Below are 20927 nucleotides of genomic sequence, written 5' to 3'. Positions count from 1 at the left end.
AGACCTCAGGTTTCGCCGAGCGTGAAGGAGGCCTCCACGTCCTGCGACGCGAGGAAGAAGCAGGAGTGGGGGATGTCGACGAAGTCCTCCTGCAGGCGCAGGAGCCGGTCGACGCGCGCCTTCGGCCCGGGCTGCCCGAGCGCCTCTATGAACTCCGGGGCGCTCCCGGAGAAGTGCACCTCGGCAAGGCCGTCGAAGGGAGCGGCCGAGCCGCGACTGAGCTGCCACTCGGCGTTCGCGCCGACGGCGAGAGCGGCGCTCACCTCGACCCGGACGGCTCCGAGCTCGGCACCCAGGGCGACGATCTGCTCGCTGTACTCCACCCACTGGCGGCGGAACTCCACGACGGTCAGCTCGGGGCGGCGGCGGACGCACTGAACCCACTTGAGCACGGTCGGCCTCCTCGGAGAGAGCTGGGAGCCCGGTCATCATACCCACCCTTGACGGCGAGGCCCGCGAGTCCCAACCTTTAGTTAGATGATTACCTAACTATCGAAATTCTGGAGGCTTCATGAGGTCGGCCGGTCCGGTCTTCTCGCTTTTTCTTCTGCTCGCCACGTCCCCGTCGCCTGCGACCCCTCCCGCGTCGGCGCCGCAGCCCCCCGCCACCCGCACCGGCGAGCTCGCACGCGAGGTGACGGCCTTCTTCGGGAAAGGGGACCTCGACGCCGTCGCCGCCCGCTTCTCGCCGCAGATGGCGGCCGCGCTTCCGGCGGCGAAGCTCCGCGAGTTCTGGGACTCCCTCCCGGCCCAGCTCGGGGTCCTGAAGTCTCTCGGGACGCCGGTCGTGAAGGCAGAAGAGGGCGTGGAGAACGCGTGGGTCCCGGCGACCTTCGAGATCGCCGTCGTCTGGCTCCGGATGTACTTCGACGCCGAGGGGCGGCTCGCCGGGCTCCGCGTCATGCCGGGACCCCCGCCCGCCGACTGGAGCCCGGCGCCCTACGCCGACCCGGCCCGGGTCCGTGAGCGCGAGGTGACGGTGGGCAGCGGCGCGTGGGCGCTCCCCGGAACGCTGACGCTCCCCGCGGAGCAGAGCGGCCTGTCCCCGGCCCTGGTCCTCGTCCACGGCTCGGGCCCGCACGACCGCGACGAGAGCGTCGGAGGGACGAAGGTCTTCCGGGACCTCGCAGGCGGTCTCGCGGCCCGGGGCGTCGTCGTCCTGCGCTACGAGAAGCGGACGAAGGCGCACGGGGCGCGGATGCAGAACCATCCGGTCACGGTGAGGGAGGAGGTCGTCGACGATGCGCTCGCGGCGATCGCGCTCCTGCGCGCGCAGCCGGAGGTGGACGGGAAGAGGGTGGCGGTCCTCGGGCACAGCCTCGGCGGGATGCTGGCACCCCGGATCGCCGCTGACGACCCGGTCCTGGCCGGGCTCGTGATCCTCGCCGGAAACACGCGTCCGCTCGACGTCCTGGCGTCGGAGCAGGTCGACTACCTCGTTTCCGTCGGCGCGGCAACGAAGGCGCAGGCCGACGCGCTGAAAGCCGAGATGGCGAAAGTCCGGTCGATCGACCCGGCGAAGCCACCCTCCCCGGGGACTCTCTTCCTGGGCGCTCCGGCGGCTTACTGGCTCGAGCTCGCGGCCTACGACCCGGCGGCGACGGTGAAGAAGCTGGGAATCCCGGTCCTCGTGCTGCAGGGGGGGCGCGACTACCAGGTGACGGTCCGCGACTTCGACGGGTGGAAGACCGCCCTCGACGGCGCCCCTCTCGCATCGCTCCGCGTCTTCCCGAAGCTGAACCACCTCCTCGTCGAGGGGGAGGGCCCGTCGACGCCCGCGGAGTACGAGCGCCCGGGACACGTTTCCGAGGACGTCGTGAAGGCGATTGCGGACTGGACGCAGGGGCTCAGGGGGCGGCGACGCCCGTGAGCGACCCGGGCCTCGTCTTCAAGGCGCTTGCCGACCCGACGCGGCGGCGAATACTGGAGTACCTCCGCGAGGGCGACCTGAATGCGGGCGAGATCGCTGAGCGGTTCGACATGACGAAGCCCTCGATCTCGCACCACCTCTCGCTCCTGAAGCAGGCGCGCCTCGTCCAGGACGTGAGGCGTGGCCAGAACATCGTCTACTCGCTCGATACGACGGTCTTCCAGGAGGCGCTTCGGTTCCTCCTCGGCATGACGGAACGGAAGAAGAAGAGTCATGAACGCTCCTGAACCGGCCTACCGCGTCGACCGCGCGCTCCTGAAAGGAGACGCGCCGCTGCTGGCGATCCTCCTTGCCGATCTCGCGTTCGGACTGTGGGTGCTCCCGCGCCTGCCGGAGAAGGTCCCGGTCCACTGGAACCTCGCGGGAGAGGCCGACCGCTTCGGGCCGGCCTGGCAGAACGCCCTCCTCCTGCCGGCCCTCGCGTTCAGCCTCTGGGCGGTTCTTCTGTTCCTGCCGCTCGCGGATCCGCTCCGAAAGAACTACCCCCGCTTCCCCGCGACGCTGAAGCTCTTCCGCTGGCTCGTTCCTCTGCTTGTCGTCGGGCTCCAGGTCCTGGTCGCCCTCAGCCAGCTCGGCGTCCCGCTCGACCCGGGGCAAGGGGGGCGCGCGATCCTCGCCGTGGTCTTCGTCATCCTCGGCAACAGCATGGGAAAGCTCCGGCACAATTGGTTCGTCGGCATCCGGACGCCCTGGACGATCGCCAGCGAGGAGGTCTGGACCCGGACGCATCGCCTCGCGGCGCCGATCTGGGTGGCGGGGGGCATCGTTCAGCTGTTCGCCGCCTTCGTTCCCGGGGTGGCGGGCGAGGCCCTCTACGCCGCTCCGCTCGCCGCGATGATCCTCGTGCCGGTCGTCTACTCGTTCGTCGTCTACCGGAGACTCACGTCCTGAGGTTCCGCATGACGAGGCCGAAGCAGGTGGCCGCGAGGACGAGGAGGCCGAAGCCTTCCGCGGCGGCGCCGAGGACGAGCTTGCCGATCCCGAAGAGCGCCGCGTAGACGAGAACGACCGCGAGGCCCCAGTTCGCGAAGGAGAGCGCGCCGCCGGGGATGCTCTCGCGCCCGAGGCCCATCGCCGTCGAGACGCGGACCCAGCCCGGGCCGCCGGGGCGGACCCGCTCGTAGAACGAGCGGAGCTTCTCGTCGGGCTCCGGCTTCGTCAGGAACGTCACCGCGACCCAGACGATGGTCGAGACGACGACGGTGACGAGCATCGTCCTGGCCTGCGCCTCGAAGTCCGCTCCCGGCCCCGCCGTCACGGCGCCGGGGCGTTTGAACCACCACATCGCGCAGAGCGAGACCACCAGCGAGGCGGCCATCGCCGAGATCTCGCTCCAGGCGTTGATCCGCCACCAGTACCAGCGGAGGATGAGGACGAGGCCCGTCCCGCTCCCGAGCGCCAGAAGGAACAGCCACGCTTCCGCGATCGTCCCGAGATTCAGCGTCACGACGATCGAGGCGAGAAAGAGGAGGACCGTCGTCAGGCGCGCGGCGAGGACGTAGTGCTTCTCGGTCGCGTCCTTCCTCAGGAAGCGCTTGTAGACGTCGTTGACGAGGTAGCTCGCCCCCCAGTTCAGGTGCGTGCCGATCGTCGACATGTAGGCCGCCGCGAAGCCGGCGAGGAGGAACCCCCTCCAGCCCGATGGGAGGAGGTCGACCATCGCCTGGACGTAGGCCGCCTCGACGTCCTTCTTTCCGGCGATCTCGACCCCGCCCGGGTAGAGCAGGACGGTGCAGAGGCCAGTGATGATCCAGGGCCAGGGACGGAAGGCGTAGTGACCGATGTTGAAGAAGAGCGTCGCGAGGACCCCGTCGCGCTCCGTCCTCGCCGAAAAGATCCGCTGGGCGACGTACCCGCCGCCGCCCGGCTCCGCCCCCGGGTACCACGCCGCCCACCACTGGACGGCGAGAAAGGTGAAGAGGGCGATCGCCGGCATCCAGGGGGAGCCGGCGGGCGGAACGACCGAGAGCGCCGCGTCGAGCGAGCCGAAGTGTGCGGCGACCCCGGTCTTCATGGCGCCCATCCCGCCGACGGCGTCGACGGCGTAGACGGCGAGGACGATGACCGCCGTCATCATGATGCCGAGCTGGACGAGGTCGGTCCAGAGGACCGCCCGCATCCCGGCGGCCGCCGAGTAGGCGACGGTGACGACGAAACAGATGCCGACCGCCCAGATCGGGGAGACTCCGAGCGCGATGCCGAGGATCTTCACCATCGCGAGCGTCACCCAGCCCATGATGATCAGATTGATCGGGAGGGCGAGGTAGATCGCGCGGAAGCCGCGCAGGAAGCTCGCCGGCCGGCCCGCGTAGCGGATCTCGGCGAACTCGACGTCCGTCATGACGCGCGCCCTGCGCCACAGGCGGGCGTAGAGGAACACGGTGAGCGTCCCGCTCAGGACCATGTTCCACCAGAGCCAGTTCCCGGCGACACCATGGCTGGCGACGAGACCGGTCACGACGAGCGGCGTGTCGGCCGCGAAGGTCGTGGCGATCATCGCGGAGCCCGCGAGCCACCACGGCACCGAGCGGCCTGCGACGAAGTACTCCTCGAGCGATTCGCCGCCCTTCTTCGTGAACGTGAGGCCGATCCCGATCGACAGCGCGAAGTAGGCGAGGACGATTCCCCAGTCGAGAAGCGTCAGGCTCATGGCAGCCGGGGATGTTAGCGGGAACGAGGTGTTTCCACTTGCCTCTCCCGAGCGGCGGAAGGATCATGCTCGACGTGGAGGATCCTGCGTGTCGATGCGGGAGCTGTCGGTCGAGACCCGGCTCTCGACGATTCTGGCGCGTGGGAAGGTAGAGGCCGGATTCCGGGCACCGAGCCCGGAAGACGCGGTGGACCGCCTCCTCCGGCCCGTTCTCCTCGCGGAAGGGTTCTCCCCGGAGGCGGCCGACGCGGCGCTCGAGGGGATCCGAAACCGCGAAGGAGCGGGCTCGACGTCGTTCGGGGCGGTGGCGTTGCCCCACGCGCGCGTCGGCGGCCTCGGCCGGATCGTCGGCGCGCTCGGCGCCAACGCTTCAGGCGTCTTCGACTCGGGCCACGCCGGCATCCGGATCGTCCTCGCCTTCGCCTCGCCGGCGTCGGCGACCGTCGAGCACCTCCAGTTCCTCGCCCAGGTCGCGCGACTCCTGCGGCAGGAGGAGACCGTCGCGGACCTCCTCGACGCGAAGGACCCGGCCGGCCTCCTCGAGGCGATCCGCCGCCGCGAGCGCTAGCGGGAATGGGCGATGCCCGGGGGCGCACGGTCCGGGCCGCCGCCGCTGCGGCGACGCTCCTCGTCGTGGGGACCCTCGTCGGCGCCGCGCTCGGGATGCACCGCGGACTCGTCCTGTCGGATGCGCTGCGGGGGCACTTCTGGCCCTGGTCCCCGTCCCTCGGGCGGCCGAGCCTGGCTCCGGCACCCGCGGCGCTGACGGATCCCGTCTGGCAGTTCGTGCCGTGGATCGAGCTCTCGCGCCGCGAGCTGGGCCAGGGGCGGCTTCCGCTCTGGAACCCGCACCAGGAGGGCGGTCAGCCGCTGCTCGGCAACGGGATCTGCGGCCTCTCCTCGCCCCTCGCGTGGCCGGCCCTCGCCCTGCCGCTGTTCCCCGGCTGGAACCTCTCGCTGCTCCTCCGGATTCTCGTCTCGGCGGCCGGCGGGTGGGCGCTCGCGAGGGACCACGGGAGGTCGCGCGCCGCAGCGCTCCTCGCGGCGTCCGTCTGCGGGCTCTCCGGACCATTCGTGGCATGGCTGGAACATCCCCAGACCCTGACGGCGGCCGGGATCCCCTGGCTCCTCCTGGCGGTCCGGCGCGCGGCCCTCGTTCATTCACCGCGGAGCCTCGCCATCGTGGCGGCGGCGACCGCGCTCGTCCTCGGCGGCGGCCACCACGAGACGGCGCTGATGGCCTCCCTCCTCGCGGCGCTCGTCCTCGCCGCGGAGGCGCCCTCGGCGCGCGCCGCCGCGCGGCCCGTCGCCGGCGCCGTCCTGGGGGCCGGGCTCTCGGCCTGGTTCCTCCTCCCGTTCCTCGAGTACCTCCTGCTGAGCGCCGCCTGGGCCGGCGAGGACCGTCACATCGCCCCGCTCCCCCTGCGCGACCTCGTGCGCTTCGTCCTTCCCCGGGCGGAGGGCTCTCACCCGATCGAGGGCGCGGCGTACCTCTCGCTCGCGCTCCTGCCGCTCGCCGCGATCGGGGCGTTCGCCGGCCGGAGGGAGCGTGTCACGCAGGTCTTCGTCCTCTCCGGGGCGCTCCTTCTCCTGGCCGCCTACGACAGCCCGCTGTCGCGGCTCCTGGTCGAGCGGACGCCGGTCCGCTGGAGCCGGACGCTCCTCCTCCTGCCGATCCCGGCGGCGCTCCTGGCAGCGCGCGGCCTCGACGAGCTGCTGCGAAGGGCCCGGCGTCCGTCCCTCGGTGCGGCGGTCGCGTTCGGCATCGCAGCCGGTTGCGGGGCGGAGCTGCTCTCCGCCGCCAGGAACGTCCACGCCGTCGCGCCGGCCGCAACGCGCCGCCTCTCCACGCCGCTTCTGGAGCGCCTCGCGGCGGATCCGGGCGTCTTCCGGATACTGCCGCTCCACACGTACCTCCCGGCGAACACGGCGACGTCCCTCGGCCTCGACGACCTCCGGGGCTACGACGCCCTCGCGCTGAAAGCCTTCCGGACCGAGCGCGAGAAGGTCGGGCGCTTTCGTGGCGTCCCGACCCAGACGGACGTGGTCGCGCCGTGGGACCTTCTTCCGGGCGGCCGCGAGCTCGATGCCTGGAACGTGAAGTACCTCCTCCTCCACCCGCAGTTCACCTTCTCCGCCCGCACGCTGAACGAGAAGCTCGGCCTCGATCTCGTCGAGCTCGCCTCGGGACCCGAGGGGAGGCTCCTGGAGAACCGGAGGGTGAGGCCGCGCGCGCGCGTCGAGCGGGACGGCCGCGATGCGGGGGAGACGCGCGTCCTCGAGCGGATGCCGACGCGGTGGCTCCTCGAGGTGACGGCGCCTTCGGGAGGCACGCTCGTCCTCGCCAACGCCGGGTACCCGGGCTGGGAGGCGCGGGTCGACGGGAAGCGCGTTCCGATCGGCGGCGGCCCGGGACGGCGACAGGAAGTCGCCGTGCCCTCGGGACGGTCGCAGGTCGAGGTCGCCTACAGGCCCGGGTCGTTCCGGCTCGGGCTCCTCCTGGCGGTGCTCTCGGCGGCGCTCGTCGCGCTGCCCCGTGCGCGGCGCCGGATTCAGCGCCGGTAGCTCGCGGGCCTGCGGTCCGCCAGGACGGGGAACCTCCGGCGCGCGTCGGCGACCGCTCCGGGAGAGACGTCGGCGACGAGGACCGTCTCCTGCTCGGCGGCCGAGAGGATCGTCTCGCCCCACGGGCCGACGAGGGCCGAATCGCCGAGGTATCGCAGGTCGCCCCCCTCGCCGACGCGGTTCACCCCGGCGACGTACGCGAGGTTCTCGACGGCCCGGGCGCGCAGCAGGAGGCTCCAGTGGTGGCGCCGCCGCTCGGGCCAGTTCGCGATCACCGCGAACAGGTCGGTATCGTCCGCCGCGAGGCGGAACGGCTCCGGGAAGCGGAGGTCGTAGCAGACGAGGGGCGTGACGCGGAGCCCTTCGACGTCCCACGTCACGACGCACTCGCCGCTCCGCATGGCTTTTTCCTCTCCGGCGAAGGAGAAGGGGTGGATCTTGGTGTAGCGCCTGACGCCGCCGTCCGGAGAGACGAGGAGTGCGCGGTTGGCCGGCAGAGGCACGGCCACCTCGGCGACCCCGGCCAGGAGGTGGAGGCCGAGAGCGGCCGCCTGCTCCCGCAGGAAGGTCTCCGTGGGCCCCTCCTCGGATTCGGCGACTCTCCCGCCGTCCATCGAGAAGCCGGTCGCGAACATCTCGGGGAGGATCGCGAGGCGCGCGCCGAGGGAGGCGGCCTGCCCGAGGAGGCGCGCGGCCCGGGCGTGGTTGGCCGGGACGTCCTCCCACGCGATGTCCTGCTGGACCAGGGCGACTTTCATCGCGCCGATTCTCGCTCGGCGGACGGGTCTTTCGTGCGTTTCCGTCATGCATCTCGCGTTGACGTGCCCTCCCGGCCGCGGCTACCCTGCCGCCGCGGGCAGAGGGGGAGCCGATGACGGCACAAAAGGAACAGTGGGCGTCGCGGGCGGGTCTCGTCCTGGCGATGGCGGGCAACGCCGTGGGGCTCGGGAACTTCCTGCGCTTTCCGGCGCAGGCGGCGCAGAACGGCGGCGGGGCCTTCCTCATCCCGTACCTCGTCGCGTTCGTCCTGATGGGGATCCCGCTCCTCTGGGTGGAGTGGGCGATGGGGCGCTACGGGGGGCAGTTCGGCCACCACTCGGCCCCCGGAATCCTCGACCGGATGGGGAAGAGCCGGTTCCTGAAATACATCGGTGTCTTCGGCCTCTTCACGAACCTGACGCTGGCGGCGTACTACTGCTACATCGAGTCGTGGACGCTCGCCTACGTCTGGCACTCGCTGAAGGGGACGTTCAAGGCGACGCCGCCGACGGAGTTCTTCCCCGCGTACCTCGGCCAGCACGCGGGCTCGATCACGTCGCTGCCGCCCGAGGCGACGTTCTTCTTCGTGGTGACGCTCGCGCTCAACGGCTGGATCCTCTCCAGGGGCCTCGCCAAGGGGATCGAGCTCGCGGCGAAGATCGGGGTTCCGCTCCTCATCGTCTTCGGCATCATCCTCGCCGTCCGCGGCCTGTCCCTCGGACCGGGCGACGCCGGCGTCGTCGAGAGCCCGTTCAAGGGGCTCAACTTCGTCTGGAACCCCGACCTCTCGGGCCTCGGGGACTTCAACGTCTGGCTCGCGGCGGCCGGGCAGATCTTCTTCACGCTCTCCGTGGGCATGGGGTCGATCCACTGCTACGCCTCCTACGTCCGGAAGAACCGGGACGTCGCTCTGAACGCGGCGAGCGCGGGGTGGATGAACGAGTTCGTCGAGGTCATCCTGGGCGGGACGCTGCTGATCCCGATCGCGACGGCCTACCTCGGTCTCGCGGCCGTCCAGAGCGCGACGAGCGGGGGGAGCGGTTTCGCGCTCGGCTTCCTCACCCTGCCGACCCTCTTCAACAACTGGGGCTGGTTTGCGCCGGTGGCCGGGGCGATGTGGTTCGGGCTCCTCTTCTTCGCCGGGATCACCTCGTCCCTCGCGATGGGGCAGCCGATCCTTTCCTTCTTCGCCGACGAGTTCGGGACCGCGCGCTCGAAGGGCGCGCTCCTCTTCGCCGGGTGCACGTTCGTCCTGGGAATGTGGTGCGTCTGGCTCTACCCGGGCGGCTCGTTCGACGAGTTCGACTTCTGGACGGGCACCTTCTCCCTGGTCGTCTTCGCTCTCCTCGAGGTGATCGTCTTCGCCTGGATCTTCGGGATGAAGAAGGGGTGGGAGGAGATCACGCGCGGGGCGGACATGAAGGTCCCGGTGATCTACCGGTACATCATTCCCTACGTGACGCCGCTCTTCCTCGCGGTCGTCTTCTTCGGCGCGCTCGTCCAGCCCGAGGGCGGGGAGTGGAAGGCTGCGGTGAGCGGCCTGTTCGACGGACAGGGATGGCCGCTCTCGCCCGGAAGCGTCCTCGGCAAGCTGACGCACGTCGGGGACGCCGGGGGGCTGGCACGGTCCGAACGGAGAGGTGACGTCGAGGATGGTGAAGGACCTGAGCCGGATCCTCCTCACCCTCGTCTTCGGGGCCTGCTCGGTCCTCGTCTTCGTGGCGTTCCGCAGGAAGGAAAGGAGGGCCTCGTGACGGGAGCCGCGTGGGCCATGCTCGGGGTGACCTGGTCGGTCATCCTCTTCTTCACCGTTCGCTTCTTCTGGAAGGTCCTCGCGAATCCGATGCCGCCGGAGACGGACGACGGGCCGGACATTCCCTTCAAGGACGCGTAACAGGCTGCAGGATCCCGGGACCCGGGCCTCCACGGGCCCGGCCCCCCGCGCCTGGAGATGCTGCAGCCCCCGGTTCAGCCTTTCTTCTCGGCCTTCTCGAGGGCGGCCTTGTGGGCCTTCTCGAAGTCCGCGGCGAATTTCTCGATGAGGTACTTCTCGTCGGCGGAGACCTTGCTTCCGAAGCCGAGAAAGCCGCCGGAGGCGGAGGCGACGGCGAACGATGCGGTCATCACGTCACTCGTGAGCGACGCGCGTTTCTCGTCCGGGAAGAGCTCCAGGAGCCGCTGGATGATCTCCATCGTCCTTTCGAAGAACTGCGGGGGGGGCGGCGTCTCGAGCCACGAGACGAGCTTCGCGTGGACGGGGGTCCCTTCGACCACGTTCCGGGCCGCCGCGATCCGCAGGATCTCCTCCCGCTCGGCCTTCGAGATCTCGCCGTCGACCCAGGCGACCTGGATGATCGGGACGAGGTGGAGGATCTGCACGGTCTCGCGGTCGTAGCCGGCCTCCTCGAAGGCCTTCAGGAGCTCCTCGTCCTGGACCCCGTGGTACTCGCCCAGGGCGCGGCGCTCGGCCTCCTTCGCGACGCGGGAGCGGACTTTCTCGAGCAGCTCGGCCTCGGCCCGGAGGAAATACTCCTCTTCCTTGCTGCGGGCTCGTCCGGCGGCGGGGCGGGTTTCGGCCATCGGGTCATCCTCCTCGAGCGGATTCGGGCGGGAAGCCGCAGCCTCGTTTTACCAGAACGGGGCCGGTCAGCGTCACTTCCCGCGGCGGCTCACTCGTAGATCAGGAACCGGGCCCGTCGCCGCTCGAACTCCATCTGTCCGGCGGCCCAGCCCGAGACGATCTGTGCCGCCGAGTCGCCCCGCTCGAACCGGGCGACCGCGGCGGCGCTGGCGAGGAGCTCTCCGAATCGGTCCCGCTTCCAGGCGGCGCCCTGCAGGTCGCGAAGCGCGGTCGCGATCTCGAGACCGAGCGTCACCGGTCGAAGGGCGTCGCGGTCGGTCACGGTCATCCGGATTCCCCGGCAGGGCTCCCCGGCGTACTTCGACGAGGCCGGAACGAAAGCCACCGGCGCGAACCGCACGCCCGGTATGTTCCTCACGTTCAACGTCCGCGAGAGGCGCTCGGCGTCGATCCAGGGGGCGCCGAGAAGCTCGAACGGGGCGTCGGTGCCGCGCCCGACGGAGACGTTCGTGGTCTCGAGGAGCGCGACGCCCGGGTAGAGCGCCGCCTGCGTGACCGAGCGCAGGTTCGGCGACGGGTTGACCCACGGCAGCCCCGTCTCGTCGTACCAGAGAGCCCGATTCCAGCCCTTGAGGGCGACGACGGTGAGCGGAACGTCGATCTTCCGCTCTTCGTTCAGCATGCGGGCGAGCTCGCCGATGGTCATGCCGGTCCGGATCGGGATCGTGTGGACGGCCGTGAAGGAGAGCCGGTCCGGGTCCGCGGGCGGGCCCTCGACGGCGTGGCCCCCGACGGGGTTCGGACGGTCGAGGACGACGACGGCGACCTTCGCCCTCGCGCACTCCTCCATCACCCAGGCCATCGACGTGAGGTAGGTGTAGAAGCGGACGCCGGCGTCCTGCAGGTCGACGACGACGGCGTCGAGCCCCTCGAGGTCCCTCGGGGAAGGGCGCCGCTTCTCCCCGTAGAGGGAGACGACGGTCAGCCCGGTCGCCGCGTCGACGGTGTCGGCGACCTTTTCGTCGAGGGCCGCGGCGAGGCCGTGCTCCGGGGAGAAGAGGCGGACGAGCTTCACGCCGGCGGCTTTCGCCTTCTCCGAGAGGAGGAGCGACGCGGTCGATCTCCCGTCGCGCGTGACGCCGGTGGGGTTCGTCAGGAGGGCGACGCGCTTTCCCTTCAGCGCTGCGAAGGCGGAGGTCTCGAGGACGTCGGCGCCGGGACGGACGTCGAACGGGAGGGCGGGTGCGGGCCCCTTCTCGCGGATCACCGGGACGGCGGGGCGGGCCGCCAGGTGCGAGATCCGCTCGGAGGCGAGGCGGAGGGCGTCGGGGGAGGCGTCGCTGACGGCGGCGGCCACGACGCTCGCGAGCCGCGACCGGAGCGGAATCGCGTTGCCTGCTCCGTCGGGATGGTTTCGGGCCGTCAGGACGACGACGAACGTGTCCGTCGCCGGGTCGAGCCACATCGACGTCCCGGTCCAGCCGGTGTGTCCGAAGGAACCGAGGGGGAACAGGTCGCCCCGGCTCGTGGAGTAGTGCGTCTCGACGTCCCAGCCGAGCGCGCGCAGGTCGCCGTCCCCGAAGTCCCGTACGCGCGTCATCGCGGCGACGCCGGCCGGCGAGAGCCAGCCGCCACCGTCGCCGAGGAGAGCCCGGGCGAAGCGGGCGAGATCGTCGGCGGTGCCGAAGAGGCCCGCATGTCCCGCCACGCCGCCGAGGGCCCGGGCGCGGGGATCGTGAACCTCGCCGCGGAGAAAAGCGCCGTCCTGCTTCTCGGTCGGCGCGATCCGTGCGATGGGAAGCCTCCCGCCTACGCCGGCGGGGCGGAACTCCGTCTCGGCCATCCCGAGCGGTTCGAAGACCGTCCGCCGCGCGTAGACGTCGAGCGTCTCGCCCGTCACCGAGCGGACCAGCTCGCCGAGGGTCTCGTATCCCGCGTCGGAGTAGAGGAACCGGCTTCCCGGGGAGCTCAGGAGACGACGCTGGTGCTTCTTCGCGAAGATCTCGGCGGGCGTTCCCAGGTAGAGGTCCATCGGGTCGTCGGCGACGAGGCCGCCACGGTGCGTGAGGAGCTGCTCCACGGTCACCCTCTCGCGCTCGCCGCCTCCGGTACCGAAGGCCGGGAGGTGCGCCACGACCGCGTCCTCGAGACGGACCCGGCCCTCCTCGACGAGCGTCATCACCGCGCTGGCGGTCGCGACGGGCTTCGTGAGCGATGCGAGGTCGAACGCGGTGTCGACGCTCATCGGTTCGGCCGAGGGCGCGAGTGCGCGATGGCCGTAGGCCTTCCGGAAGGCGACCTTTCCGTGCCGGCCCACGAGGACGACGGCGCCCGGGATCTCCTTCCTCGCGATCGCCCGGGCGATGACGTCGTCGACGCGCGCGAGGCGCGCCGTCGAGAGACCGACGGACTCGGGACCGACGGTCTCGAGCGGCGGCGGGGCGGCGGGCGTCGCGACGCTCGCGAAAAGGACCGGGAGCAGGAGATGGAACGGACACCGAGTGGCACCGGATCGTGCGTGGGAGGTGCGAGCGGGGGTCCTCACTTGACCGCCTCCTTCCGCAGCCCGGTCCCTCGCGGGGCGACGCCGGGGATCGTCACCGGGAGCCTTCCTTCGATGGCCTCCTCTCCGTAGAGCGCGCGGACGGCCGCCGACTGGACGAGGGCCTGGGGGCCGTAGCCGCAGAGGTACGTCGGGAGCGCCGGCACGTCGCGCAGGAGGTACGGGCTCCCGAACGAGACGGCGATGACCGGCCTGCCGGAGGCGAGGAGAGCGGCAACAGCCGCCTTCCCCTCCGCCGGGATCTCGAGCGTCCCCCGACCGGAGCGGGGCCTCACGAAGAGGCCGACCAGGATGGCATCTGCTGCTACGGCCTTCCCGGCGAGGGCGGCCCCTTCTCCCGCGCAGGAGGTCGGGTCGAGGCGGACGTAGTCGACCGCTGCGGCCCTCTTCTTCAGCTCGGACTGGAACGTCGTGTCGATCGCCACGGAGGCCCGGTCGTCGTGGATGGCGAGCGCGAGGAGCTTCGTGCCGGAGCGGAGGGGAAGGGCCCCCTGGGCCTCGCGGACGAGCGTCAGGCCGCGTCGGGCGACCTCCTCCTCCGTTGCCCTCTGGGCGCGGGTGCCCGCCCGGGCGGGGATCTCCTGGAGAGGAATGCTCCGCTCGCGGAAGAGCCCGAGCCGCTCCTTCTCTGCGAGCACGCGCGCGACCGACTGGTCGAGCCGGGCCTCGGGGAGGCGGCCGCTCGCCACCGCGGCGACGATCGCGCCGATGGCGACCTTCGCGTCGGAGGGCATCAGGACGACGTCGCCGCCGGCCTCGAGGACGCGCACGGCGGCCTCGCCGGTCTCGAAGTGCGCGACGACGCCTCCCATCGACATCGAATCGGTGAAGACGAGGCCGTCGAAGCGCATCTCCTCGCGCAGGAGCTTCGACGTGATGACGGGAGAGAGGGTCGCCGGCAGGGTCCCCTCCTTCTCGACCTCGGTGACGTCCTCGGTGAAGTCGTGCGTGCGCGGCGGGTTCTGAAGGACGGGGACCGGCGTCGCGTCGAGGCCCGGAACGGACAGGTGCGCGGTCATGACGCTTCGGGCTCCGGCGTCGAGGCCGGCCCGGAACGGGACGAGCTCGACCGCGTCGAGCCGCGCGCGGTCGAAGGCGAGAACGGGGAGGGAGCGGTGCGAATCGGTGGCGGTGTCGCCGTGCCCGGGGAAATGCTTGAGCGTCGCGAGGACGCCGCCTTCCTGCAGCCCCTTCACGGTCGCCGCGACGAAGCGGCCGACTGCGACCGGCTCCTCGCCGAAGCTCCGCACGTTGATGACGGGGTTGTCGGGATTGTTGTTCACGTCGGCGACCGGGGCGAAGACGACGTGGATCCCGAGGGCGCGCGCCGCCTCGGCCGTCCCCCGGGCGCGACGCGTGGCGAGGTCGAGGTCTCCCGCCGCGGCGACGGCCATCGCCGAGGGGCCGAAGACGAGGTCGGGGAAGCGCATTCCGGGGCCCGCCTCGAGGTCGGCCGCGACGAGGAGCGGCACCTTCGCCTTCGCTGCCAGGCGGTGGTTCAGGTCGGCCGTCTCGAGCGGGGTCGAGGCGAACCAGATGACGCCGCCAATTCCGTCTTCGGAGACGAGCCGCGCGAGGTCGAGGTATTCCGGGTCGTCCTCCGCGCGGTAGACGCCGCGGGAGCCGACCATGACGACCTGCCCCGCCTTCTCGCGAAGGGAAAGCGAGGCGACGGACGGGGCGCGGCCCGGGAGAGCGGACTCGGCGGAAGCGACCCGAGCCGGTCCGGCCGCGGGCCGGGCGGCGGTGCAGGCGGCGAGGATGGCGGAAAGGGAGAGGGAGAGAAGAAGAGGGCCGCCGGAGATCCGGCGGCCCGCTGCGAGGTTTCCGAGTTCGTGCGTCACGGCGGCCGAATCATAGGGCCGCCGGCCGTCGACAAAGCCCTCCAGATCGCTTGGCTTATGGGACGTTCATCGGAACATAGCTGCCGTCGTCGTTCCCCTGGTCGTTGAGGACCCCGTAGGCGAGGAACTGGTCCGAGCCGGAGACTCTCCGGATACGTGCGTATCCCTGCGACGCTCCGAAGCCCGAGAGGGGTGTGTTGAACTGCTTCCACTGACCCGGAGCGAGAGTGCAGGGTGCGCACTGGGGCTCTTTCCCGAGCTCGCGTCCGTCGGCGGCGAAGTACGTCACCTCGAGCCTCAGGTCCTCGACGTTGCCTCCGAGCGAGTGGACGACCGCGAGGTTCGAACGCGTTCCGCCTTCCTGCCCGCGGATCCCCGTCTGCTGCAGGCCGTAGACCCACGCTTCGGTGTCCGCACCCTCTCCCAAGGGCGTGTAGCCGTAGGCGAGGCCGAGCTGGCCGCCCGCCCGCGACGTCGTCGTCCTCACGCCGATGAAGCCGTCGCTGGTCGGAATCTCCGCCTGGGTGTCGCTCTGCTCCACGCGGAACTCCCCATCCAGGAACTGGACGAAGACGCTCCCGACGGTTCCCGCCGGCGCATTGAAGCCGATGTCCCGGAGCTCGCCGATGATGTTCGGGATCGTGAACTGCGCCCCCGCGGGCAGGTCGAAGTACCCCCAGTCGGGGACAGGGTCCGCGGAAGGAAGCAGGGCGAAGAGCCCGGAGATCGACCGGGCGGTGCGGTTTGCGAAGGTCATTTCCGACGTGTAGCCCGCGGCCTCGAGAACGACCGGGACCATGGCGGCGGAGGTCCTCGACGGAACGTCGTTCTTCACCATCGGAACGAAGGCGCCATCCCCGTTCAGGTTGTCGTTGAGCACCCCGTAGCAGACGAACTGGTCGTTGCCGGAAACGCGCTTCACGTCGGCGTAGCCGTACCTCATGCCGCGGGCGGCGAGTGGCTGCGATCGCTGGTCCCACTGGAAAGCCGCCAGGTCGAACGTGTCCTTCGACGGACTCGGGACCCCGGTGTCGCCGTCCCGGTACGTGACTTCCAGCCGGATCGACCCTCCCGATCCTGCTCCCGCGTTCACGCAGGCGAGGTTGGAGCGGGTGCCGGGCGCGCCTGCGCTGGACGTCTGCTGGAGGCCGAATACGAACGCTTCGTTGATTGCGCCCCGGCCGAGAGGCGTCGCGGGGAACGCGAGGCCGAAGCGGCCGATGACCCCCTGGGAACGGAGGCTCCCGGTCGCAGGCGTGGTGACGCGCACCTGCGCGCCGAACTGGACGAGGTTGTCGGCCCCGGCGACCTCGACGCGGAGCGACGCGGTCTTGTTCCCGGACGGGATGGCCATCCCCGTCGAGCTCTGCAGGAAGCCGAAGATGTCCGGGTGGATCTGTTGGCCGGGCGGCAGGGAGTAGGTCGACGAGGCGTCGAACGAGCCTTTTGCCCGGAAGGTCAGGTTGAGTGTCTTCCCGGACCTGTTCGTGAGAGTCAGCTCGGACGTGAAGAATGCGCCGCCGGCGCCGGAGCTGGTCAGGACGATCGGGAGGAGGTAAGTGTAAGTGCTTCCGGTACCGGTCGAGCCGTAGGTCACGGTGACCGTCTTCGTGACGGACCGGGTGCCGGCAGCGTTTCCCGCGGACAGCGTCACGGCATAGGGACCGGGGCTCGCCCAGACCTTCGTCGGGTTCTGGAGGGAAGAGGACGTCCCGTCGCCGAAGCTCCAGCTCCAGCTCGAGGCCCCTCCTTGAGACCTGTCGGAGAACGTGACGCTCTGCCCGGGCTTCGGGCTCGCCGGACTGAAGACGAAGTCGGCGGTCGGGGGAGACGTCGGTCCCGTCGACCCGCCCAGGGGGTTGATCTCCCACATTCCCCTGCCCCATGTCGCGGCCCGGAGCTTGCTGCCGTCGGGAGAGAACAGGAGGGACGAAACCCACGTCGCCGGGAAGTCGTCGCCGAAGCGGCTCCAGGCCTGGCCCTTGTTCGTCGAGCGGAATATTCCGTACTTCGTCCCGGCGAACATCAGGTTCGCGTCGGAGGGCGACACGGCGAGGCTGTCGACCGGCGCGAAGTAGCTGAACGAGCCTCCCGCATAGGTGACGGGGACTCCGATTCCCGTGCTGGCCGGGGCGGCCGTCTTCTGCTCCTTGTCGAGAGCGGCGATGCGCCAGATGACGTGGCGCCCCTGCCCGGAGATGACCTCCGTCGCGCTTTCGAGTCCCACGTAGTAGGCGTTCGGGTCGGTCGGGTCCCAGGCGATCGCGTTGATCTCGCTGCCGATGTTCAGAAGCGACGCGGTCTGAAAGCCGTCGACGGTGGTGATGAGGTAGCCGGCGGCCGTCCCGAAGGCGACGCGGTTTCGGTCCCGCGGGTTGATCGAGATCGATGAGCAGCTCGCGTAGTTCTTCTGCGCGTTCGGACAGGGCTGGGTCGAGATCCCGTCGGAGCAGAAGTACTCGGCGAAGACGGGCTGCCAGTCGGAAGCCGTGGCAGCCCCGTTCGACGTCCGGTAGATCCGGTCGGTCATCGTGTAGAGGATCCGCGGGTCGACCGGGTCCATCGCGAGGCGCGACCGAAACGACGTCACCGGAGGAACGGAGCACTGCTCGTCTGTCTGCGCTTCGGGGGGACAGGTCGTCAGCCGGAACGAGTCCTCGCTCTCGCCACCGTCGTCCGCGCGCGACGTGTAGCCGTTGAAGTTGGTCGCGTAGACGATGTTCGGGTTCTGGTAGTTGACGGCACAGTCGTAGCCGTCGCCGTAGAAGATCTTCTTCCACGCGGCGGTGCTGTCGCCGGACAGCTTCATCGTTCCGTTGTCCTGGGTTCCCGCGTAGAGGCGGTACGGGTCCGTTGGATGCTGTGCGAGAGAGGAGAACATCCGGGCGACGACGCCGTCGTTCTTCCAGATGAAGGACCGACCACCGTTCGTCGACCGGAAGAGCCCGCCGTCCGTCCCCATCCAGAAGTTTCCGAGACCCGGCTCGAAGGCGATGACGTCGACGTCGGCGTGGCAGAACTGCGGGTGGCGCTCGGGCAGCGTCCACTGGGATATCTGTGTCCAGCTCAGGCCCGCGTCCTCGGACCGCCAGGTGTCGAGGCCTCCGGCGATGACGCGGTCGGCGTTCGTCGGGTCGACCGCCATGCCCAGGAACGTCCAGCCCTGAGAGCCCGCGATCAGCGGATAGGCCTGCCCCGACGGCGGACCGAGGGCCGTTCCCCAGTTCTGGCCGCCGTTGTCGCTCCGGAAGAGGCCGACCTGGGAGTACCCCCTGCCGGATTCATAGCCCGCGACGAGCCAGTAGAGCCGGTTGGGGTTGGAGGGGGCGATCGCGACGAGAGAACGAATCGGCAGGCCGGCGTAGCCGACCTGCTGGGCGATGTCTTCGAAGAGGACCTGCCAGGTCTCGCCTCCGTCCAGAGAGCGCCCGAGGCCACCCCAGAGGCCGGCCCAGACGACGTTGGGATTCGCCGGGCTGCGCGCCAGGTTCACGCCCTGCCGCCGGAGCTCCAGCGAGGAGGTCGAGCTGGCGCCCGTGGAGGGAAGGCGGTTCACCCAGGTCCGTCCGCCGTCCGTGGAGCGGAAGATCCCGTTGGCCGTGCCGAGGAGGACGTCGTCGGGATTGGAAGGGTGGACGTCCAGATCGTACGAGTACTGCGAGGGGACGACGTCGAACCACCCACCGGTGACGGATGACGTATTGAAACTCCACGTCGAACCGCCGTCCGTCGACCGGAGAGTCCCCATCCCGGTCACCTGAGAGCCGCTGAGGGGCGACTGCTCCCCCGTCGCTGCGTAGACGATGCTCGGATTCGAGGGCGCGACGGCGACGGCGCCGAAGGTCAGGAGCGGGAGGTCGTCCGTGAGGTTCACAGGGTTGCCGTAGTCGGAACCCGCCCCGCCCTGGCGGGTCAGGAGCCAGATGCCTCCGTTCGCCGTGGCTGCGTAGAGCTTCGAGCCGTCGCGGGTGAAGGCGTAGTCGCGCACGCGGCCGGCATCGGTCGTCGGCCCCAGGGATTTCCAGCCGGCTGCGGCCAGCGTCGCGTTGAGGGGCTGGGGGCCTCCGTCCTGACTTCGGTAACGAAGGCGCTCGCGGTAGATCGCCTCCGAGACCGATCGAAGTATCGGCGCCGCGGGGAGCTCTGCGCTCTCCTGCATTTCCCACTCGCGCCGCGCCTTCCAGTAGCCCCTTCCCTCGTGAGTGGCTTCTTCCTCGTCTGCCCTCTCTTTCCGGGCTCCGAGGAGGGAGAGGTTGGGGATGTTCCGTCGCCCGGAGAAAGATATCGCGCCGTCGAGCACGGGCGCGGAGGGGTCCGTCTGCGCGCGCGTGGGGAAGGAGGCAAAGACCGAAACCAGGACGAGAGCACTCGTCCACAGAGAGAACCACAGGCGTCGATTCATGACGTCCTCCCTTCCGGGGGCCTACTTTTGTGTTGAATTACACAGTATAGGGCCCCGTGACCTTTCGGCAATCTCGCCGCTCACAGGACCGCCGGAACGGAGGACCGAGCAGACCGCCGGCTGCAGCGAGGCCGCCCGGGAAGGGCGGCCTCGCCGTCGAAGGCGAGATCCCGGTGAGCCGCTAGTCGTCGCCGCCCGCCGCCGTCCCTCGCTCGCCCCGGTGCAGCCCCTCGAACGTCCCGCGCCGCCTGATGACGCGGACCTCGTCGCCGTCGACGAGGACCTCGGCCGGAAGCGGGCGCGCGTTGTACTCGCTCGCCATCGCGAAGCCGTAGGCGCCGACGTCGAGAAAGACGACGAGGTCGCCCGCTTCGGGTCTCGGGAGGAGCCTCCCCTCGGCGAGGATGTCCCCGGTCTCGCAGACGTCGCCGGCGACGTCGAGCGTCATCGGCGCGGCCGTCTTCCCGACGACCCGGACCCGGTGCCTGGCGCCGTAGAGCGCCGGCCGCATCAGGGTGTTGAAGCCGGCGTCGACGTTGACGAACGTCTTCACCGGGGTCGTCTTGACGGAGTTGACGCGGGCGACGAGGAAACCCGACTCGGCGACGAGGAAACGTCCCGGCTCGATCCAGAGCTCCGGCTCGTAGCCGAGGAGGGCGATCTCCTCTTCCCAGATCGGCTTCAGCGCCCGGGCGAGCTCCTCGGGGCCCATCACCGTACGGCCGTCCTCGAAGGGGATTCCGAGGCCGCCGCCGAGGTCGACGAAGGAGAGGCGGATGTCGAGCTCCTCCTTCAGCTCGCGGACGAAGGCGAGCATCTTCCGGGCGGTCTCCTCGTACGCGTCGGTCGCGGTGATCTGCGAGCCGATGTGGCAGTGGATGCCGGCGATGGCGAGGCCCGGGAGGGCCTTCGCGGTTTCGTACGCCTTCCGGGCGATCCCCGCGTCGAGGTGGACGCCGAACTTCGACTCGATGCAGCCGGTGTTGATCTGGTGGAGGGTGTCGGGGTCGACGCCCGGGTTGATCCGGAAGGAGATGCGCGCGGTGGTCCCGAGGCGCACCGCGGCCGCCGAGACCTGCGCGAGCTCGTCGAGGTTGTCGACGTTCAGGATGACGCCGTGCCGGAGGGAGAAGTCGATCTCGGAAGGGCTCTTGGAGGAGGACGAGAAGAGAACGTCGCCTCCCTTCGCTCCGGCGAGGAGGGCGGCGCGGATCTCTCCCTCCGAGACGACCTCGGGCGCGAGCCCCTCGGAGAGGAGGAGCCGCACGATCTCGACGTTCGTGTTCGCCTTGAGCGCGTAGCGGACCCGCAGCTTCGGGAAGCGCGGGGCGAAGGCGGCCGCCAGGGCGCGGGCCTGCTCGCGGATCGTCTCCGCGTCGTAGACGTAGAGAGGCGTGCCGTGCGCGGCCGCGAGGCGCGTGAACGCGGCGACGCTCGTCGGATGGGCGGCCTCGCCGGCACGGGCGAGGACGAGGCCCTCGCGGAGGGTCACGGGGCCCTCCGCGCCGCGAGAGCCGGGGACGGGACGGGGCGGAACAGGGCCGGAGCGGCTGACGGGATCGGAGTGTGAATGCTCATGGGACGTCGGCCGATTCTGCGGCCGCAGGAGGCCGCGGTCCAGAAGCGGCGCATA

At 70.4% G+C, this 20927-nt stretch carries 14 protein-coding genes; 6 read left to right on the top strand and 8 right to left on the bottom strand.

Annotated features, from left to right (window positions below; genetic code table 11):
- Window positions 1-5: 5 nt before the first annotated feature.
- The gene (locus IPN03_16860; GenBank protein ID MBK9375344.1) at window positions 6-392 is read right to left on the bottom strand and encodes a hypothetical protein; all 387 of its coding nucleotides are present in this window, start codon (window positions 390-392) and stop codon (window positions 6-8) included.
- Between the two features lie 119 nt (window positions 393-511).
- On the opposite strand from IPN03_16860, the gene IPN03_16855 reads away from it, so the two are divergent.
- Genes IPN03_16855 through IPN03_16845 form a run of 3 tightly spaced genes read left to right on the top strand, consistent with a single transcriptional unit; the run spans window position 512 to window position 2821 of the window.
- Window positions 512-1870 (top strand): alpha/beta fold hydrolase, encoded by a 1359-nt coding sequence (locus tag IPN03_16855; protein MBK9375343.1) that lies wholly within the window; start codon window positions 512-514, stop codon window positions 1868-1870.
- On the top strand, window positions 1867-2157 hold the full coding sequence (locus tag IPN03_16850; GenBank protein MBK9375342.1) for a winged helix-turn-helix transcriptional regulator: 291 nt from the start codon (window positions 1867-1869) through the stop codon (window positions 2155-2157). Before IPN03_16855 ends, IPN03_16850 begins: the two co-directional genes overlap by 4 nt.
- The gene (locus IPN03_16845; GenBank protein ID MBK9375341.1) at window positions 2144-2821 is read left to right on the top strand and encodes an SdpI family protein; all 678 of its coding nucleotides are present in this window, start codon (window positions 2144-2146) and stop codon (window positions 2819-2821) included. The genes IPN03_16850 and IPN03_16845 overlap by 14 nt, the downstream gene beginning before the upstream one ends.
- On the opposite strand, the gene IPN03_16840 is transcribed toward IPN03_16845, so the two are convergent.
- Window positions 2811-4580: a Na+:solute symporter gene (locus IPN03_16840; protein MBK9375340.1), complete on the bottom strand. Its 1770-nt coding sequence runs from the start codon at window positions 4578-4580 to the stop codon at window positions 2811-2813. The two genes, IPN03_16845 and IPN03_16840, sit on opposite strands and share 11 nt — an antisense overlap.
- Before the next feature lie 88 nt (window positions 4581-4668).
- On the opposite strand from IPN03_16840, the gene IPN03_16835 reads away from it, so the two are divergent.
- Both IPN03_16835 and IPN03_16830 read left to right on the top strand, forming a co-directional pair.
- Entirely contained in the window at window positions 4669-5148 is a 480-nt protein-coding gene (locus tag IPN03_16835) for a PTS sugar transporter subunit IIA (protein ID MBK9375339.1), read from the top strand.
- Between the two features lie 5 nt (window positions 5149-5153).
- The gene (locus tag IPN03_16830; GenBank protein MBK9375338.1) at window positions 5154-7145 is read left to right on the top strand and encodes a hypothetical protein; all 1992 of its coding nucleotides are present in this window, start codon (window positions 5154-5156) and stop codon (window positions 7143-7145) included.
- Here the strand turns inward: IPN03_16830 and IPN03_16825 are convergent.
- Window positions 7133-7903, bottom strand: coding sequence for a carbon-nitrogen family hydrolase (locus IPN03_16825; protein ID MBK9375337.1), 771 nt, complete (start codon window positions 7901-7903; stop codon window positions 7133-7135). The two genes, IPN03_16830 and IPN03_16825, sit on opposite strands and share 13 nt — an antisense overlap.
- A 113-nt stretch (window positions 7904-8016) precedes the next feature.
- On the opposite strand from IPN03_16825, the gene IPN03_16820 reads away from it, so the two are divergent.
- Window positions 8017-9798: a sodium-dependent transporter gene (locus IPN03_16820; protein MBK9375336.1), complete on the top strand. Its 1782-nt coding sequence runs from the start codon at window positions 8017-8019 to the stop codon at window positions 9796-9798.
- 74 nt (window positions 9799-9872) lie between these two features.
- On the opposite strand, the gene IPN03_16815 is transcribed toward IPN03_16820, so the two are convergent.
- From IPN03_16815 to lysA, 5 genes are all read right to left on the bottom strand, one after another.
- Window positions 9873-10484 (bottom strand): hypothetical protein, encoded by a 612-nt coding sequence (locus IPN03_16815; GenBank protein ID MBK9375335.1) that lies wholly within the window; start codon window positions 10482-10484, stop codon window positions 9873-9875.
- A gap of 89 nt (window positions 10485-10573) precedes the next feature.
- Window positions 10574-13030 carry a DUF1343 domain-containing protein gene (locus IPN03_16810; GenBank protein ID MBK9375334.1) on the bottom strand — a complete coding sequence of 819 codons (2457 nt, stop codon included), beginning with the start codon at window positions 13028-13030 and terminating at the stop codon, window positions 10574-10576.
- Window positions 13027-14892 carry a hypothetical protein gene (locus tag IPN03_16805; GenBank protein MBK9375333.1) on the bottom strand — a complete coding sequence of 622 codons (1866 nt, stop codon included), beginning with the start codon at window positions 14890-14892 and terminating at the stop codon, window positions 13027-13029. Before IPN03_16805 ends, IPN03_16810 begins: the two co-directional genes overlap by 4 nt.
- Window positions 14893-14947: 55 nt before the next feature.
- A complete protein-coding gene (locus tag IPN03_16800) occupies window positions 14948-19294 on the bottom strand; it encodes a PKD domain-containing protein (protein ID MBK9375332.1) in 4347 nt (1448 codons plus the stop codon).
- Between the two features lie 181 nt (window positions 19295-19475).
- The gene (lysA, locus tag IPN03_16795; protein MBK9375331.1) at window positions 19476-20786 is read right to left on the bottom strand and encodes a diaminopimelate decarboxylase; all 1311 of its coding nucleotides are present in this window, start codon (window positions 20784-20786) and stop codon (window positions 19476-19478) included.
- Window positions 20787-20927 lie beyond the last annotated feature (141 nt).

It is taken from the genome of Holophagales bacterium (genome assembly GCA_016719485.1).
GTDB lineage: Bacteria > Acidobacteriota > Thermoanaerobaculia > UBA5066 > UBA5066 > UBA5066.
The sequence above is the reverse complement of the archived record's forward strand: the minus strand, read 5'-3'. Positions and strand labels throughout refer to the sequence as shown.

Excerpts from the sequence above, each read along its gene's own strand:
- IPN03_16855 (MBK9375343.1), top strand. The coding sequence starts at position 512 with ATGAGGTCGGCCGGTCCGGTCTTCTCGCTTTTTCTTCTGCTCGCCACG.
- IPN03_16845 (MBK9375341.1), top strand. The coding sequence starts at position 2,144 with ATGAACGCTCCTGAACCGGCCTACCGCGTCGACCGCGCGCTCCTGAAA.
- IPN03_16840 (MBK9375340.1), bottom strand. The coding sequence starts at position 4,580 with ATGAGCCTGACGCTTCTCGACTGGGGAATCGTCCTCGCCTACTTCGCG.
- IPN03_16830 (MBK9375338.1), top strand. The coding sequence starts at position 5,154 with ATGGGCGATGCCCGGGGGCGCACGGTCCGGGCCGCCGCCGCTGCGGCG.
- IPN03_16825 (MBK9375337.1), bottom strand. The coding sequence starts at position 7,903 with ATGAAAGTCGCCCTGGTCCAGCAGGACATCGCGTGGGAGGACGTCCCG.
- IPN03_16820 (MBK9375336.1), top strand. The coding sequence starts at position 8,017 with ATGACGGCACAAAAGGAACAGTGGGCGTCGCGGGCGGGTCTCGTCCTG.
- IPN03_16815 (MBK9375335.1), bottom strand. The coding sequence starts at position 10,484 with ATGGCCGAAACCCGCCCCGCCGCCGGACGAGCCCGCAGCAAGGAAGAG.
- IPN03_16800 (MBK9375332.1), bottom strand. The coding sequence starts at position 19,294 with ATGAATCGACGCCTGTGGTTCTCTCTGTGGACGAGTGCTCTCGTCCTG.